A 16,823-nucleotide genomic window follows, 5' to 3' on the forward strand; every position below is an offset into this window, starting at 1 on the left:
GGTTCAGATTGGTTCTTGCGATACTGTTAAGGCGATTTTGCCAATCGTTTTACCTGATTCCACTTCAGCGTGTGCTCTAATTAAATTTGCTGCGTTTAGCTCACCCATATTTTTACCTAAGGTTGAGCGTAACTGGCCGTTGTCGACTAACGCAGAAATTTGGCTCAGCAGACGCCCCTGAGCCTTAATATCATCGGTCTCAAACATGGCGCGGGTAAACATGAACTCCCAGTGCAAACTCAGGCTCTTTTGTTTTAGCCGCGTTATATCCAATGGTGAGGCCGGGTCATCAATAATGCCAATGCGTCCCTGCGGCTTGATTAGCTCAATCACGTCATCAAAATATTGGTCGCTGTGGGTTAGTAGTGCGACATCGGTTACTGTATCTTCTTCGCTAAGTTGTGCAGCGAGTGGGGCGCTATGGTCGATAACCAAATCGGCACCGAGTGCTGTTACCCACTGTTTTGACTCGGGTCGGGATGCGGTGGCAATAACACGTGCCGAAGTTAATTGTTTGGCTAATTGCACCATAACCGAACCCACACCACCGGCAGCGCCAATGATTAGCAGCGTTCGTTCATTACTGTGCTGGTCAAGTTGTAAACGGTCGAACAGCAGCTCAAACGCAGTGATACTGGTTAACGGCATGGCAGCCGCCTGGCCATCATCCAGCGATGTTGGCGCGTGCGCGGCTATTCGGTAGTCAACTACATGTTGCTGAGCGTTGCAGCCGGGGCGAGTGACATCGCCTGCGTACCAGACACGATCGCCGGGCTGGAAGCCGGTTACATTTTTACCCATATCGATAACCTCGCCGACGGCGTCCCAACCCAATACTTTGTACCCATGCTCGGGGGCGGCGCGCTGGCGCACCTTGGTATCTACCGGATTAACTGCAACCGCAGAAACTTTTACCAGCAAGTCATTGTCTGATGGCTCGGGAGCTTCGAGCTCAACATCAAGCAAGGCCTCAGGCTGATCGATGCGAAGAGATTGCTGGTATGCAACGGCTTTCATTGTGTCTACTCCTGTGATTAACGTAAGCGTGGGTAAAAACCAAGAAACAAATGTATAAACGTTTATAATACGGTGAAATGACAGGTTTTCGATCGATTAATGATAAAAAACCAAACCATAAAAAATAGAGATAAGTTAATGAATCTAAAAGTTGCTACGGTTATCAGTGCCGGATTATTACTAAGCGCGGCCTCTGTTATGGCTTCTGATGCGCAGGTCGACAAAGCGAAGTCAGCCATTCAAAAGCTCAAAAGGCAAAGTGCGGTTGAATTTGCTTACCAGCGTCATTCCGACTTTGGCGAGCGTACCATGCGTGAACGCTATCGGCCTTTGCCGGACAGTCATGGCTGGACGCTTCTGTCAGAAAATGATGAGAAACCAAGCGCGCAACGGTTAACTGAATATCAGCAGATGAAGTATGACGAGTGGCAGTCCGGGCAACAAACACAGGATACCGAGGATCAGGATCAGCAAAGTATCAAGTTGTCACTGAGCGATATGATCCAGGCAGATACACTGGTTTATGTGGGCGAGCAAGAGTGGCGGCAACAGCAGGTGCTGGCTTATACGTTTACGCCGTATCTAGATAAGTTCAGCGAGCATGACGATAAGTTACAGGGTAATCTTTATTTAAGTCCGAATAGCCACTCGCCCGCAGGGCTGAGTATCACACTTAAGGAGTCTTTTTCGCCGGCGATGTCTGTGACCCTGGAAAACTTCGAAATGCAGATTGAGCTAATGCCCATCACTGACAAGGGTACAACTTTTTATGTGCCCAAACAGACAGAAGAGAAAATGGCGGGCAGCTACCTTTATTTTAAGGATTTTAGCAACCACACCATTCGCGAATATACCGATTATTCGGTATTGGATACCGCATCAGTAAGTCGCGTCAGCGCCAACTGAGCAGCAAACGACTCGAGCGCTTCCAGGCCCTGCGGATCCTCAGTAAGTAAGGGTAATCGATGATTAGGCCAGTGCTTAAAGCGCTGGTCTATTTCCTCAAGATAGCTTTGCTGTTGAACCCGCCGTTTAGCCAAAAATTCACCGTCAGCATCGTCGGGTAAAATGCGGTTAATAATGACCCCGGCAATGGGTAACTTCTCTTTGGCGAGAGCCTCTAATGCACGCTCGGTTTCCTGTATGGGCAGGCGTTCCGGCGTCAAAACAAACAAGATGCCGGTGTAATCCGGGTCTTGCAACAGCCGTCGCGTGCGTTGGAATAGCCGCTGACGCTCTAATAATTGCTCGGTTATAGCTTTAGTGCGATCGGTCATTCCTTCAGTGGCATGCTCATCAGGATTCGCCATTGGGTTAGCAACATCTTTACCGGCTTTAGGGGCAAGGTGTTTTAATACCCCCTCAAATTCCTCCGAGCGGTGTTGCGAACGTAACATACCCTGGGTCCAGGCTGCCATTGCTTCAGGCAACGTCAGCAAACGTAAGGTATGACCGGTTGGCGCGGTGTCAAAAATCAGTAAGTCATAGTCCCGTTCAGCCTGTTCAATGATCTGGCAAATCCGCTCCAGCAAGGCGGCTTCCTGCGCCCCCGGCGATTGCTGAGACAGTCGCATTTGCCGTTCAATTTCGGGAAATAACTCCGGCTTTGTAAACCGCTTCATTTGCTGAGTTACGCGTTGAATATGCGTTTTTACTTCTTTATCGGGGTCGATTTCCAGTGCATCAACACCGTCTTTTATCGTCGTTATGTTATCGCCAATGTTAGTACCAAACGCATCGGCCAAGCTGTGCGCAGGGTCAGTCGACACGATCAGCACACGTTTGCCCTGGCGCGCAGCTAAAATAGCTAATGCAGATGATACGGTGGTTTTGCCAACACCACCCTTGCCGCCGACAAGCAGCACTTTTCGATCAAGAGGTTGTGTCATTGCTGATGTCCGTTAGTTTGCCTACTGCATTAGCAGCAGCGGAAGTGATCAAGCGGGGAATGTTCCATGCCCATACGTTGATGCCATTCGTGAAAGCGTTCCAACATCAGGGGTTGTAATTCGAGCGTGTAGTAAGCGGCCGGATTCGGCACGCCCATCATTTCGGAGAACACCAGTAACATGAACAAGTCATCCTCATCGCGCTTAGCTCGTGCAATCGCAGAGCGATAGGGCGCATTGTAAAACTCATTCATCAATTCGCTTGCACGACCAAACCAATGTCGAATCGAATGAATGTTCATGTTACGGCTCCTCATATTTTAAGCCTAACCAGCGGCTTTATTTTCTTTACTGACTTTAGATAGCGTAGCGGTCGCTTCCAGAATAATCCAGATAGCGGCGATAAGTACCACGATATCCAAGAAGAATAAGAAATACTTCTCTTGCTCATAAAAGCCTTGCAGCTGAATAACCAGTGCAAAAACCGTCATGATCAGCAAGAAAATTAGTGGTAACAGAGTAACGTACATTGGGCGCCCCAAACGTACCAGCATTACCGTAATAACCATTAATGTCAGGCCTGCTAACAGCTGGTTAGTGGTACCGAACAGCGGCCAAATTTGTAAGCCGCCTGAACCATCTGCACCACCAGCACCAAAGGCCAATAATAGACAGCTACCGACAGCTAACAAGGTTGCAACCGCGGGCTTCTGAATAAAGGATATATCGTAAATATTACCCCATTCCTGGAAAATATAGCGTTGCAGACGGAGACCTGTATCCATGGTGGTTCCGGCGAATAATACAGCCATTACCGTTAATAAGGTTTCTGAGATACCAACATCCAAACCAATACCCTGGCTGATAATATTAGCACCACCTTCAACGAAAGCAGATACACCGCCCTGGCCGAACGAACTGTAGACCGCTTCCCAGTCCGCCAGGGTAGCAAAACCGGCACAGGCTGCGATGATTGTTGCCAGCGACAATGAACCTTCGCCAATGGCACCAAAGTAACCCACGAAGCGTAAGTCAGTTTCTTTGTCCAGCTGTTTAGAGGTAGTACCTGATGCGACTAAGCCGTGGAACCCGGAAATAGCACCACACGCAATGGTAACGAACAATAACGGTAGCATTGACGGTGTGCCTTCCGGCGTATTGCTGTTAAAGGCAGGAGCAGTCATATCCGGCCCCAGTAATAACACCGCACCGTAAAGCAAAATCAGACCAATAAACAATTGTAAGCCGTTGATGTAGTCACGCGGCTGTAGCAATACCCAAACCGGCAGTAATGAAGCGATAGCCGCGTAACCAAACAGGATTAGGATCCACTGGGCATTGTCAGATAAACCCATTGCCATGTCGGGTAGTTGCAGTGGCATGTTAGGGCCTACCCAAATTAGCACGTAAAGGGCAACAACACCCAGCACCGATACTGCGCCCAGGCCCATCCATTTGCGGAAGATTATCTGACCAATAATCAACGCCACAAATATGGCGCCCCAGACCGGGATCACTGCGCTTGGGAAATTAATCAGCAGCCCTGCAATGGCTGTTGCAAATACTGCATTAACCATCAACAGCACCAGAAAAATAACGATCATAAACAACGTTTGCGCGCGTTTACTGACTACGTCACCGGTCAAGCTACCCATGGACTTCGCTTTATTGCGGTTTGATGCCCAGATAGCACCGGCATCGTGTACGCCGGCAAAAAAGATTGTACCGAATACCACCCATAAAAACGCAGGTACCCAACCCCAGATAACGGCAATTGCGGGACCAATGATAGGCGCCGCGCCGGCAACTGAAGTGAAGTGGTGACCCCAAAGAACATATTTATTGGTGGGAACGAAATCTACGCCGTCTTCGAATTCGTGCGCAGGTGTTTTGAAGTTTGGATCAAGCTTGTAGATTTTCTCGGCAATGAATTTTGAGTAGAACACATAACCGAGGAACATCGCGCCCAGACCCAGAAGCATCACAATGATCGCATTCATGGACAGTGCCTCTTAAGTTATACAGACAATTTGTTATAAACAGTAAAAAAACCTTGATCTAGCCCAATTATTGTAACGCATACTCAATAACGCTGGGCATCAGACCAAGGTCTAATAGACTGTTTGTTATTTTTTACCACGCCTTAACAGACTGCCAATTAGCGAGATGGCAAACAGAATAATAAAGATAAAGAAAATAATTTTTGCAATCTCTGCTGCCGCGCCGGCGATACCGCCAAAGCCTAACACCGCGGCAATAACTGCAACCACCAGAAAAATAAGTACCCAACGTAACATACTGAATCTCCCTATTTTTTTGTTGTTCCATATAACAATAGTAGACAAATTCAGAAAAGATCAACTAAGCATAAAAAAACCACTATAGCGCGAGCTATAGCGGTTTTGGTTGCGCGGTGAAGTATTGCTTAGTGCGCTGCTTCTGCCGCCGCAGCATCTGCGGCTTTTTTGTCTTCAATCGGTTTGGCATAAGCTTCTATCGCAGGGGCCAGATAGACGGCATTACTCAGTAATTTAGCCGTTCCCCAGAAGAAAGCACGGAAGTTAACATTATCCGCAAAGCCTATGACACGACCACTACCTAAACGGTGTGCAACGATGTTTGATTTGCCTTTCAGCACATCGCGATTACGTTCGTCGGCATAGCCGCTTAATAAGGGTTGCTCCTGATCGTAGCTGGCAACACTGATAAACGGGCTTTCCGGCACTTCCATAGCATTTAATTCGTCTTTAAATACCGGCATATTTTCGCGCGGGAAGCCAAACAATAACGGGTGAGAGGTATCAACCTGCATGTTGAATATTGCACCCGCTACGCGACGCTTAGCATAAAAGCCGTCACGCTCGGCATAGCTTAAGCCGCTGCTGTCGAAGGCTTTCTCGAATACCTCGTCCGCCACCCATTGCGCGCGTAACAACTCATTTTTAGCGAGCCATTCCGCACCGCCTTGTTGGCCGATAATCACACCGCCATTGTTAACCCATTGCGACAGCTTCTGTTGCTCTTGCTCACCGAGCGTGTAATAGCTCCCGTCCACCAGTACAATATGACTGTATTTAGTCAGGTCAACACGCGACAAACGATCAGTATCGACCATAGACAATGGCACACCTACATGACGGTCAAAGTAATACCAAGCCTCGCCGGCCTCGTACAGGTTTACACCGTCACCGGTCAACATCATCACAGATGGCTCTTCAACCGGGTTAATGTTACGGCTACCCAGGTCAATGCCCTCGGGCGTTAAACCGCTTTCAACAGATACGACCGCGATTTCACGCTCCGAAGCAGCTTGATCCAGTACCTTTTGTACATCAGCCCAGTCATGCTGTTGATAAGCGCGCGTTACCACAATTGAGCCGGCGCTGAGTTTTTTCACACCGTCAGGTGTTTCCACCGTCAGCGGTTTGTAACTCTGGCGGGCATGGATGTCATTTTCTAACAGTTCCTGCAGTAAACCCGGGGCAAGATAGTCATTCCAGTCAAACGCGTATGCATAGGCATCGGCGGCTAACGGATAACTAGCTCGTTGAGGTTCATCCCAGGCGTTGTCAGCCAGGCTGATACGACCGCGGTATTGCGAAAAGTCCAGGTTAAAGGCCATCGGTAGCGTCCAGCCGGAAACATCATAGAAGGTATTGTCCGGGAACGACTTACGGGTACTAAACATCCCCTGGATTAAGCCAAACTGTGGTTGCTCGGCAGGTACAAAGTAACTGCGGCCAGCTTCATAACGCTTGCCATCAGTCTCAATGGTTTTTTCTACCCGGTACGCCTCGACACCATGCTGCTTAAGAATATCAACTAAGCCCTGCAGGCGATTGGCATCGCTGCCGTCACCAATCAGGTAGCCATCAAAGTTGGCGTCATCACCCATCTCCATCCAACGGTCGTAGGTGTTTTCCTGAAACTCAATAAAACGGGCTTTGTTTTTGTGCGCGCCATAAATGGTGCTTAACGACGTAATAAACTGATTACGGATGGTAAATGGAAACTCTACCTCACCGTTAATAGAGTCCTGCAAATGACCGCGGCTTGAGGCTTGTTCAAACAGGATACCCACCGCGCCTTGCACGTCCGGATAAGTCGAACCTTTGCCGTAATAGAAGTCATCGAAGGATTCTTCGGTGTAATACAGATTACCAAACTCATCCAGAGAGTCCGCGTGCTCAGCAGCCAGGATCTCGGTCAAGCGAACATTTTCATCCGGGGTAATCGGGTTTTTACGTGATGGAATGCCGGGCTGAAAGAAAAACGTGCTATTAGTGCCCATTTCGTGAAAGTCAGTTAACACGTTTGGCTTCCATTTTTGGAAATTAGCAACACGTGCACGTGACTCAGGGTGTTGCAGTAGCAACCAGTCACGGTTCATATCAAACCAATAATGATTGACGCGGCCACGAACAAAGGGTTGCACATGTTCGCGATGGTCCGGATCAGCTACCAGGTTTTGGCCGCGATGCTGGTTGGCCCATTGCGCAAAGCGCGCCAGTCCATCAGGGTTAAAAGACGGGTCAAGCAGGATCACGGAGTCTTGCAGGACCTGCTCAACGGCATCGCCCTGAGCGGCGGCAAGATAATACGCGAAAACTAAGGCGGCGTTACTGCCACTGGACTCGTCGCCATGAATACTGTAGCCCATATACATGACTAATGGGGTATTATCCGGGTCGGCGTCACGTTTTGGATCGGCTGCTGCCAGATGACGTTGTCTTACATCGTCGATGTTTTGATGGTTCTCGGGTGAGGTTACTGTCAACAGTACCAATGGGCGTTGTTCATGCGTACGTCCGGTTACCTCAAACGTAATCCGGTCAGATTCTTCCGCCAGCACTTCCATATAGCGAACGATCAAATCGTGACGTGCGTGCCATTCACCAACCTCATGACCCAGAATTTCAGAGGGTTTGGTGATGGATGGATCGTAGCTAACATCGGACGGCAGATAATAGGATAGATCTTTGGTTGCAGCCATTGAGGGTAGTGCAATACTGACTACCGCAACTGCGCTTAGACCACGAATAAACTTACGTAGCATAAGTGAGTTCCCCTTGTTGTAGTTTGCTCATTACCATAGCAAAAACCCAGCCGGTGGTAAGTACTTTTCGGTATTCTGCGGCTGGTTTGCGATGGGGAACGCGTACTAATCGTTGTTTTATGGCTGGATTTGACGCTGAATCGGTTGTTGCAGTGATATCAGTGTTTCGGTTGACTGAACTTCGTCTATCGACTGAATTCGATTAATTAACACATGCTGCAAGTCATTGATCGATGGTGTCATGATTTTTATAAAAACATTGTAGGGTCCGGTTGTGTAGTAGGCTTCAATAACCTCTTCTAACGCTTCTAGCTTGGCAATTGCTTTAGGATAGTCACCTGCATGCCGCAGCGTAATACCAATAAAGCAACAGACATCGTAGCCCAGTTGCTTCGCATTAACCTTAAGCTCAGTACTGGCAATAATCCCGGCTTTGCGCATTTTCTCGACCCGCACATGAATCGTAGCCGGACTTACGCGCAGTTTTTTTGCAATTTCGCTATAGGCTGTGCGCGCATCGTTAATCAGCGTATTAAGGATGGAACGATCTAAACTGTCGATTTGATAATTCCCGCTGGTATTTTTCATGGTTTTTTAACGATTTGTTGGTTTTAGTTAATTTAATTTTATTTTATTAATCATGTAAAGGCTTTTTTATTAAATGGTATTTAATGATTCTCGCGATTATGCGAAAAATGATCACACGATAAGTCTAAACGATGAATTACGATTAATGACGAGGCGAACCATGACGAAAACGACATACATAAAACACCAGCTACAAATCCAACAGGTCAAAACAACTTTCAGTCAGCAACTTTGTCAACACTTGCAGTTGGTCCCGGTACAGGCGCCGATTCTGAGTGAGACAGGCACCGGGATTCAGGACGATTTGGCTGGCCACGAGCAGGCTGTATCAGTCTCGGTAAAAGCGATTCCGGATAAGCGCTTTGAAGTGGTGCATTCATTGGCAAAATGGAAGCGCCACACTCTCGCACGCTACGGTTTTGAACCCGGCGAAGGTATTCTGACAGACATGCGCGCGCTGCGCCCGGATGAGGATAGTCTGAGTGCGAAGCACTCCGTCTATGTTGACCAATGGGATTGGGAAAAAGTCATCGACGAAACTCAACGTAGTGTCGCGTTTTTAAAGCAGACCGTTCGTCAGATATACGCTGCATTGCTGGCTACCGAAGCCAGCTTAGCAGAGCAGGGCGGGCGAACACCATTAGCCGAACAGGTTTATTTTATTGATAGTGAGGCATTGGCGCAGCAATTTCCTGAGCTTTCGCCTAAGCAGCGCGAACGAAAAATAACCCGTCAGCATGGTAGCGTGTTTATTATGGGTATTGGTGGTCAGCTGAAGGAAGGTCAACCGCATGATGTCCGGGCGCCGGACTACGATGACTGGAGTACATTGTCAGAAGAAGGGTTTACCGGTTTAAATGGTGACTTGCTGGTTTGGCACGATGGCTTAAAGGATGCATTAGAATTGTCGTCAATGGGCATCCGCGTAGATAGCACTGCACTATTGCAACAACTCGAATTAAGCTGTCAGCAGCATCGAGCTGAACTCCCGTGGCATCAGGCATTACTGACCGGGCAATTGCCGCTGACCATCGGTGGTGGCATCGGGCAATCACGCGTAGTGATGCAACTATTGCAACTTGATCATATTGCCCAGGCGCAGTGTGGCGTGTGGCCGGAAAAAGTAAAACACGCGTTGTAGCGAAACTAAGCGGTGCGTACAATAATGCGATGCGAGAATACTACAGAAACGGCGCCAACCACCGCGCTGGTGCCGATGTTAGCTTTGCCGATATTGTGCAGTTGTTTGGTTTTTACTCAGTCCGTATTGGTCGTTGGGTAACCAAAGCCGAACAACAGCGGGCGGCTAACTTATTTTTTGATGCGCTGTGCGACCTACAACATTTACTGCAAGTGCCGGGTGAGGTGCTGTCGTTACGCGGTACCTTAGCCTTGCACTATGGTATTGGCGGCCGCCCGGGGGCGAGTGCGCATTATCAGCCGGCAGGTCGTGTCTTAGCATTGGCCAAAAATGCTGGTGGCGGCAGTTTGGCGCATGAGTGGTTTCATGCGTTTGATCATTATGTATGCTCAAAAATGTTTGCGGATGAACCGCCGGCCATGCGATTTGCGTCACGCCATTGGCTAACCAGTGACGCACTTATTGAACATCCCCTCAACCATTGTCTGGCACTGGCATTTAAGCGCTTGTTTTTGTCAGCCGATGGTAGCCAGCCGGGGACATTTATGCGCCACTGTATTAATTACGATAAACGCTTGAACACCCAATATTTTGCTATGCCGGAGGAAGTGTCAGCACGCTGCTTTGAGGCAATTTTACAGCGCCAGTCACTAAAGAATCACTTTCTTGTGGCAGGCACCATGCAAACCGATACGGCACAGGCGGGATTGTACCCGCCGATAGACTTGCAGAACAGCGTTGCTGAATGTTGGTTTGATTACTTTAACCGGCTAGGTAAAGCCCTAAACCAATAACCAGCCATGCCACACTGACTGTACTAAGTGTCAGCATCACCTTATCGCTGAGTGTTTTACCGCTGCCATGATTGTGGTGATGGTGATGACCGTGGTCATGCCCGGTTTTGTGGTCGACAAAGAGTTTAACTAAAAGCGCCGCGAAGCTGAGGAATATGATGTTCAGCACAAAGCCATAATTTAGTTCAAAGTGCGCTCTGTCAGTCGGAGCATTCCAGTTTTCTGCAGTTGGCAATGCGTCAAAGCTTAATAAACCGTAATGCATTACTAAAGAGGCTGCGACTAATGAAACGAACAACATCAAGGCGATATACAGCGACATCTTCCAACCGTAATAACGCGCATTAATTCGCAAGACAGGCAACACCACTAAATCAGAAAAAATAAACGCCATCACGCCGGCAAACGCAACACCTTCACCAAACAGAACAGCTGCAAGGGGAATGTTGCCCATCGATCCGATAAAGGTGAAAAAAGCGGCTATAGGGCCAACAACCGCCTGTTGTAATACCGCCCAAAAACCGAGCTCCTGCTCTGAGCCAACGCCAAGAAACAGCCACTCAAAAAATGCGCTGGGAACAAACGCAGAGATGATACCTGCAACGGTAAAGCCAATCAGGACATCCTTCCACACCATTTGCCATTCCATCACAAACTTCATCGAAACTTGATGCCACGTATGCAGTTTTAGTAAGTCTGAGAGAGCACCACCGCTATCGTCCTGATCGTCTGAAGAGTCTTTTTCACGTGCCTGTTGAATGAGTTTACGGGGATTAGTCAGGGTAATAAAAAGCCAGGCAAAAAGGATCAGTATAATACCACCGACATATTCACCAATAACAAATTGCCAGCCCAGAAATATCGCGATAACAAAACCTAGTTCGATGACCAGGTTAGTGGATGCCAGCAGAAAAGCAATTGATGCGCTGAACGCAGCCCCCTTGTTAAACAACGCACGGGTGGTGGACAAGGCAGCGAAACTGCAGGAGCTGGAGATAAAGCCAAAAAAGGAACCCAGCGAGACCGACTTTAGATTATTAGCGCCCATCGATTTGCGCATACGTTGTTTTGTAATTAATACCTGAATCAAACTGCTGATAAGGTAACCCAGAATAAAGGCCCACAATGCCATCCAGAAAAAGCCGACACTGGTATAGGCAGCCTCGCCCCAGGTTGCCAGAAACTGTTCCATGTTTGCTCCTTGAAACCGCGAAAAATAACCTCACCTTATTACATACGACTCAAATGGAATTTTAGGTTACTTTTGCTCATGCGGTATTCATTACTAGACCTTGCCCCTATTACTGAAGCGGGCTCAGCGGGCGAGGCCTTGCGCAATTCTGCTGATCTGGCAAAACACGCTGAAAAATGGGGCTACCACAGATTTTGGATGGCAGAACATCACAATATGACCGGTATTGCCTCGGCAGCGACAGCCGTAGCGCTGGGCTATGTTGCCGGTAAAACGGATAAGATTCGGGTTGGCTCGGCCGGTATCATGTTGCCTAATCACGCACCCTTTGTGGTCGCTGAACAATTTGGCACCTTAGATGCGCTATATCCTGGGCGGGTTGATCTGGGCTTGGGCAGAGCACCGGGTACTGACGGTGCAACGTTAAGGGCACTGCGTCGAAAGCCGAACGACGCCGAGCAGTTTCCGAATGACGTTCAGGAGTTGCTGGGTTATTTGGCTGAGGCAGGTGATGGTGATGCTATCAAAGCGGTGCCGGGATTTAAACAAAACATACCGGTTTGGCTACTGGGCTCCAGTACCTTTGGTGCTCAGTTAGCGGCGCACCTGGGGTTACCTTATGCCTTTGCATCGCATTTTGCACCAGACTATCTGCACCATGCGCTGCGCGCCTACCGTGATAACTTTAAGCCATCACGATATCTGGATAAACCCTACGTAGCAGCCGCAATGAACGTATTCGCGGCGGATAAAGAAGCGGACGCCCGGCACATGATGACCTCGATGCAACAGCAATTTGTGTCACTAAGACGCGGCATGCCGGGACCGCTTAAAGCACCGGTCGAGGATATAAACCAGGTTGCATCTCCGCATGAAATTGCCGCTGCTAACCATGCCTTAAGCTATACGGCGGTGGGCAACAAAGAACAGGTACAGCACACGCTCAATCACTTTATTGACGAAACCGGCATTGACGAAATTATCCTGACCTGCCACGCGTTCGACCATCAGCAACGCTTGCGTAGTTTAGAAATCGCCGCCGAAAGCTTGAGTCAGAATTAAATGGGAAGCTGAAAACCGGAAGGCTTTTGACGGTGTGAGTGTAAAAGTGTGGCGGAGTGGGAGGGGGCTCGCAGCGGAATGTTGGAGGCCATGGATGGCCGGAAACAAGCCCACATGGATGTGCTCGTGGCGGTTCCGCTGCGAGACCCCTCCCGCTTCGTCAAAAGCTTTTACACTGACGCCGCCACGCCTTTCGGTTTTCAGCAGAAGCTAGCGCACTTTTAAGTTGGCTTTAACGACTTCTAACAGATTCTCGTAGGGTACCAGACCGGGGATGATATCCGTACCAACGACGGTGCCGGGCGTGCCGCGCAGGCCGATATCGCTGAACATTTTATAATTATTACGGATACTGGCTTCGACTGTATCACTCGGCGCTAAGAGCGACTCAGTGTTCGTTTTGCTGGCAATTTGGCGCAGCGACTTGGCGCTATGCATGCCGTTTTTGGCCATTAACAGGTCGTGCACTTGTTTAAACTTAGCGGGCTGTTCCTGCCAGACGCGCTGGGCGTAAAACGCCGAATTGGTGTCGATACCCTCTAATTGCTGTTGGCGCAAGGGAACAATCACGTTAACCACTTTGAGTTCGGGATAGTTTTCCAGTAACTGCTCCAGCACGGGCTCGAGACGTTTGCAGTAGGGACAATTGTAGTCGGTAAATACGACGATTTGTTGATCGCTTGCGGCGTCAAGGTTGCCAAACGCAGGATGATCGTCGCTGTTATAAATGGCCGACATGCTTGTGTTCATAGACGCGCGTTGTTGCTGATACTGCTTGATGCTTTGGTAAACAGATTCAATAATTTCGGGGTTTTGTTGCAGCATCGCCTCGATCTCATCGATTTTATCTTGTTGTGCGTAGGCACCAATGCTCACTGCAAACAAGATGCTGGCTGTTAGAGTTTTGGTTAATAGTTTCATGGGTTTCCTCGTATTATTTGGCTTGTTCGATAGCGTCTAAAACGGCGCTGTCGGTAAGAATTACAGGTAGTGCAATGCCCTCAGGGGCAGCGGGTCCGTAGACGATGTTAAAAGGCACGCCGTAGCGGTTATGCTGGCGTAAGTAATCAGTAATGTTATCGCTGGGTGTGGTCCAGTCGGCTTGCAGAAGCGTCATATCCGCTTCGGCTAAGCGGGTAGCTACGGGGTTTTGTTCAATAACCGCACGCTTGTTGGCTTTGCAGGTAAGACACCAGTCGGCTGTCACGTCCACGAAAACGACTTGGTCATCATCGACTGCGGCGGCTATTTTTTCTTGTTCAAAGGTTTGCCAGCCTGGATCCGGTGCTGCGGTAGCGGGTGCCAGGTGGTGAATAATCAATAAACTCAGCAACCAGAGTGTCGTTAAGCCCATCATGATGCCAAAAACCGGCTTAATCCAATTTAACCAGCGTCCGGGTTTGGGTAAAAAACGCACTAACGAAGGTTTCGCGGCGACCAATAGCCATGGCAGCGCCATGCCAACGCCCAGTGCAACAAACAAGGTCAGTTGCACGACAATGCCGGCACCCATGGCAAATGCGACGGCGGTTCCTAAAAAAGGCGCTGTGCAGGGCGTTGCCAGTAAGGTGGCTATGACGCCCTGCAAAAAGTCGCCGCGGTGACTGTCGCTGGTTTTTTGCGCGGCCAACTTTTGGCTCATTCCCTGCGGCATGCGGATTTCGAATAGTCCCAACAGGTTGGCACTGAATACTGCGGTAATTAAGACCAGAGCGCCCAAAAACCAGGGGTTTTGGAACTGCATACCCCAGCCGACCGACTGACCGCTTAGCTTCATTACCGCGACGACAATGCCCAGGGCAAAAAAGGTACTGATAATACCGGCCGCAGATGCTAAAAACTTAGTCCGGGTATGGGTTTGCTGCTGACTTTGGATCAGGCTACGGAGTTTGATGCCCAGCACTGGCAGCACACAGGGCATAACATTCAGTATTAAGCCGCCGAGCAGGGCGAACAGTAAAATGACAGGAAGCGAGTGCACTGTAGTAGGGAGGTTGTTAACTGCGCCTGCTGTGATACCAAGCGGTGCTTGAAAAGCGCCGGTTTCATCGACAATGACGGCAGCAATAACCTGATCTTGTTCTAAACCTGACAGATCAGGTGTTTCCAGCCAATGGTCAACTTCAACAATAGCCTCGCCGCTTTCTGTACGTGTATTGGCAAAAGTTAGCTCGTTAAGGTCAGCATCGTCCGAATAAAAATAAATCTGCTCGATGCCCTGCACTGAGCTTACGGATAGTAACTGACGGTCGTTATCCCATACAGCCTCGATGGGTGTGTTGCGTTGTACAGGGACCCTGGAACGGGCAATTTGAAAACGCTCGGCTCGTTGGCTATCAACTGCCCATTGTGACGTGTCACCGCTTAAGTTGATTTGATATTCGGTTAATACACAGACCGTAGTACAGGTCGATAACGTTAGCGTGGTTTGCCAGTTAAAAGCTCCCTGTTCGTTAAGTTCCACCAACAGCGGAAACACCACATTGTTTTGATAGCCAATGGTGTTAAGGCCTTGCAGCGAATAGGTTTGTGGCAACGGCCATAACCATTCGACCGCAGCGATATTTTCCAGCTGTTGGTGATTAAAGGATGGTGCTACGCCACCTTCGCCGGGCGCTCGCCAATAGGTTTTCCAGTCGTTATCGAGCTGAACCTCGAGTGTGGCCAGCGCTTTACCGTCCTTTATTTGACCGGTAAACGCTAAACGTACTTTAACATCAGGATGTTCTTGCTGTTGTAGCCAGCCGCTGGAGGGCGGCTCAGCAGCAATTGCAAAGGCACTGCTTAATAGCAGCATCATCGCCGTTACAGCGAGTGTTCTTAGTTTCATGTTTACTTCCTCACAAAATTAAAACGATAAGTTTTTAAGTGAGGTGAATTTATTCCAGATAACTACAGTAGAGGGTATGGTAGGGCGGATGCGGACGCGGCGGCTCCTGCTCGCGATAGCGTTGACTATGGTGCAAATAAAACAGTGCCGCAATAATAAGCAATGCAGCTGCATAAAGTACGACGTCGGCAAAGTCGGTATTAACCGACGATGAGGCTAATAGCTGTTCGGAGGCCGCGCAGTCATGTTCCGCGTTGGCTGTTGATTCACCAGAGCTCGCTGCTTCAGCGACTACGGCTGTTTTAGCAGGACAGTAATGGGTTACCGAAAATTGCTGACCCCAACACAGCACAAACACAGCGATCAGGGCAAACGCTGTAAAGAGCAGGTGCTGTAATTTTTGTGGTGTCGGGAGTGTTTTCATCGGCGCTAAACTTATCACAAAAATCAGCATGTGGTAAGCTTGCGGCCGTTTCATTTAAGAGGTAAGTCTTATGCGTATTTTGATTCGCTATTTTTTTAGATTGGTTCGTCTGATCTTAACGCCTTTTATGTTAATTGGCGAAAAGCTCAGTACGCCAAAAGGTGTTGAGCGGTCGTCTGAACAACAGGCAAAAGTCGAGGAAGAATGTCAGCAGCTAGCATTATATCAATTTAAAACCTGCCCATTTTGTATCAAAGTACGCAAACACATGGCAGGTCTCTCGTTACCAATAGAGACCCGCGATGCACAAAATGATAACGCATATCGGCAGGAACTAGCGCAGGAAGGAGGCCGGGTCAAAGTGCCTTGCCTTAAAATTACGCAAGACGATGGCAGCGTCGAGTGGATGTATGAATCCAGTGACATTAACGCCTATCTCACCCGACGTTTCGGCTAACAATTAAATGTGTTCGAGTTGTCTCTTTTGCTGCGCTTTGATGTGATGGTAGATTTTATCTGCGACCAACGTCAGCGCGGCAGATACCGCAATAATGGTCAGCACTGTGTACAAACGTGGATTTTGCCCGAAAAAGGTGTTGGACTGGCGAAATACTTCATGCAACCAATCGGCGGCAATCCAAATCACTGCAACCGGCGACACGGCTAATAACGCCAACGCCAAATACATCACTCCGGTGGTTAGAAAAAAGCCCAGCGAACTACCATTAAGTTTGGTTTGATGATTGTCCATAACCACACCCCCTTACAAAGTATTAACAACGTCAATTACCTGTTAATAAGTGTAGTTAAGAATTTTGGATTACTGCGTT

17 protein-coding genes are annotated in these 16,823 nt (G+C 48.8%); 5 read left to right on the top strand and 12 right to left on the bottom strand.

The genetic code is table 11. The features are described 5' to 3' along the window. Nucleotides 1-3: 3 nt before the first annotated feature. Nucleotides 4-1,017: a zinc-binding alcohol dehydrogenase family protein gene (locus DEU29_RS00615; RefSeq protein ID WP_133538262.1), complete on the bottom strand. Its 1,014-nt coding sequence runs from the start codon at nucleotides 1,015-1,017 to the stop codon at nucleotides 4-6. Between the two features lie 138 nt (nucleotides 1,018-1,155). On the opposite strand from DEU29_RS00615, the gene DEU29_RS00620 reads away from it, so the two are divergent. Then, nucleotides 1,156-1,923 carry a hypothetical protein gene (locus DEU29_RS00620; protein WP_133538263.1) on the top strand — a complete coding sequence of 256 codons (768 nt, stop codon included), beginning with the start codon at nucleotides 1,156-1,158 and terminating at the stop codon, nucleotides 1,921-1,923. Here DEU29_RS00620 and DEU29_RS00625 read toward each other — a convergent pair. The 6 genes from DEU29_RS00625 to asnC form a co-directional block, all read right to left on the bottom strand. After that, entirely contained in the window at nucleotides 1,875-2,906 is a 1,032-nt protein-coding gene (locus DEU29_RS00625; protein ID WP_133538264.1) for an ArsA family ATPase, read from the bottom strand. The two genes, DEU29_RS00620 and DEU29_RS00625, sit on opposite strands and share 49 nt — an antisense overlap. 29 nt (nucleotides 2,907-2,935) lie before the next feature. After that, nucleotides 2,936-3,208, bottom strand: a complete 273-nt coding sequence (locus DEU29_RS00630) for a cory-CC-star protein (RefSeq protein WP_133538265.1) — start codon at nucleotides 3,206-3,208, stop codon at nucleotides 2,936-2,938. A gap of 24 nt (nucleotides 3,209-3,232) precedes the next feature. Then, complete coding sequence (locus DEU29_RS00635; protein WP_133538266.1) at nucleotides 3,233-4,906, bottom strand: carbon starvation CstA family protein; 1,674 nt, start codon at nucleotides 4,904-4,906, stop codon at nucleotides 3,233-3,235. Between the two features lie 126 nt (nucleotides 4,907-5,032). Further along, nucleotides 5,033-5,203, bottom strand: coding sequence for a DUF1328 family protein (locus tag DEU29_RS00640; RefSeq protein WP_133538267.1), 171 nt, complete (start codon nucleotides 5,201-5,203; stop codon nucleotides 5,033-5,035). Between the two features lie 128 nt (nucleotides 5,204-5,331). Further along, nucleotides 5,332-7,962 carry a M14 family zinc carboxypeptidase gene (locus tag DEU29_RS00645; protein ID WP_133538268.1) on the bottom strand — a complete coding sequence of 877 codons (2,631 nt, stop codon included), beginning with the start codon at nucleotides 7,960-7,962 and terminating at the stop codon, nucleotides 5,332-5,334. Between the two features lie 117 nt (nucleotides 7,963-8,079). Then, nucleotides 8,080-8,550: a transcriptional regulator AsnC gene (gene asnC, locus DEU29_RS00650; RefSeq protein WP_133538269.1), complete on the bottom strand. Its 471-nt coding sequence runs from the start codon at nucleotides 8,548-8,550 to the stop codon at nucleotides 8,080-8,082. A gap of 160 nt (nucleotides 8,551-8,710) precedes the next feature. Between asnC and asnA the strand changes: the two genes are divergently transcribed. Beyond that, a complete protein-coding gene (asnA, locus tag DEU29_RS00655; protein WP_133538270.1) occupies nucleotides 8,711-9,691 on the top strand; it encodes an aspartate--ammonia ligase in 981 nt (326 codons plus the stop codon). Nucleotides 9,692-9,720: 29 nt separating this feature from the next. Continuing rightward, nucleotides 9,721-10,485: a CLCA_X family protein gene (locus DEU29_RS00660; protein WP_133538271.1), complete on the top strand. Its 765-nt coding sequence runs from the start codon at nucleotides 9,721-9,723 to the stop codon at nucleotides 10,483-10,485. On the opposite strand, the gene DEU29_RS00665 is transcribed toward DEU29_RS00660, so the two are convergent. Beyond that, nucleotides 10,454-11,677 (bottom strand): permease, encoded by a 1,224-nt coding sequence (locus DEU29_RS00665; RefSeq protein WP_133538272.1) that lies wholly within the window; start codon nucleotides 11,675-11,677, stop codon nucleotides 10,454-10,456. The two genes, DEU29_RS00660 and DEU29_RS00665, sit on opposite strands and share 32 nt — an antisense overlap. Nucleotides 11,678-11,755: 78 nt before the next feature. Between DEU29_RS00665 and DEU29_RS00670 the strand changes: the two genes are divergently transcribed. Then, nucleotides 11,756-12,739, top strand: a complete 984-nt coding sequence (locus DEU29_RS00670; protein ID WP_133538273.1) for an LLM class flavin-dependent oxidoreductase — start codon at nucleotides 11,756-11,758, stop codon at nucleotides 12,737-12,739. A 210-nt stretch (nucleotides 12,740-12,949) separates the two neighbouring features. Here DEU29_RS00670 and DEU29_RS00675 read toward each other — a convergent pair whose 3' ends face one another. From DEU29_RS00675 to DEU29_RS00685, 3 genes are read right to left on the bottom strand one after another with little or no spacing between them, the layout of a single operon-like run. Next, complete coding sequence (locus tag DEU29_RS00675) at nucleotides 12,950-13,660, bottom strand: DsbA family protein (RefSeq protein ID WP_133538274.1); 711 nt, start codon at nucleotides 13,658-13,660, stop codon at nucleotides 12,950-12,952. 13 nt (nucleotides 13,661-13,673) lie between these two features. Continuing rightward, nucleotides 13,674-15,569, bottom strand: a complete 1,896-nt coding sequence (locus DEU29_RS00680; protein WP_133538275.1) for a protein-disulfide reductase DsbD family protein — start codon at nucleotides 15,567-15,569, stop codon at nucleotides 13,674-13,676. A 49-nt stretch (nucleotides 15,570-15,618) separates the two neighbouring features. Further along, a complete protein-coding gene (locus DEU29_RS00685; protein ID WP_133538276.1) occupies nucleotides 15,619-16,047 on the bottom strand; it encodes a hypothetical protein in 429 nt (142 codons plus the stop codon). Nucleotides 16,048-16,063: 16 nt separating this feature from the next. Here DEU29_RS00685 and DEU29_RS00690 point away from each other — a divergent pair, with 16 nt between their 5' ends. Further along, entirely contained in the window at nucleotides 16,064-16,450 is a 387-nt protein-coding gene (locus tag DEU29_RS00690; protein ID WP_133538277.1) for a glutaredoxin family protein, read from the top strand. Between the two features lie 3 nt (nucleotides 16,451-16,453). On the opposite strand, the gene DEU29_RS00695 is transcribed toward DEU29_RS00690, so the two are convergent. Further along, on the bottom strand, nucleotides 16,454-16,744 hold the full coding sequence (locus DEU29_RS00695; RefSeq protein ID WP_133538278.1) for a hypothetical protein: 291 nt from the start codon (nucleotides 16,742-16,744) through the stop codon (nucleotides 16,454-16,456). Nucleotides 16,745-16,823 lie beyond the last annotated feature (79 nt).

The organism is Idiomarina aquatica (assembly GCF_004362895.1).
In the GTDB taxonomy this organism is placed as follows: Bacteria; Pseudomonadota; Gammaproteobacteria; order Enterobacterales; family Alteromonadaceae; genus Idiomarina.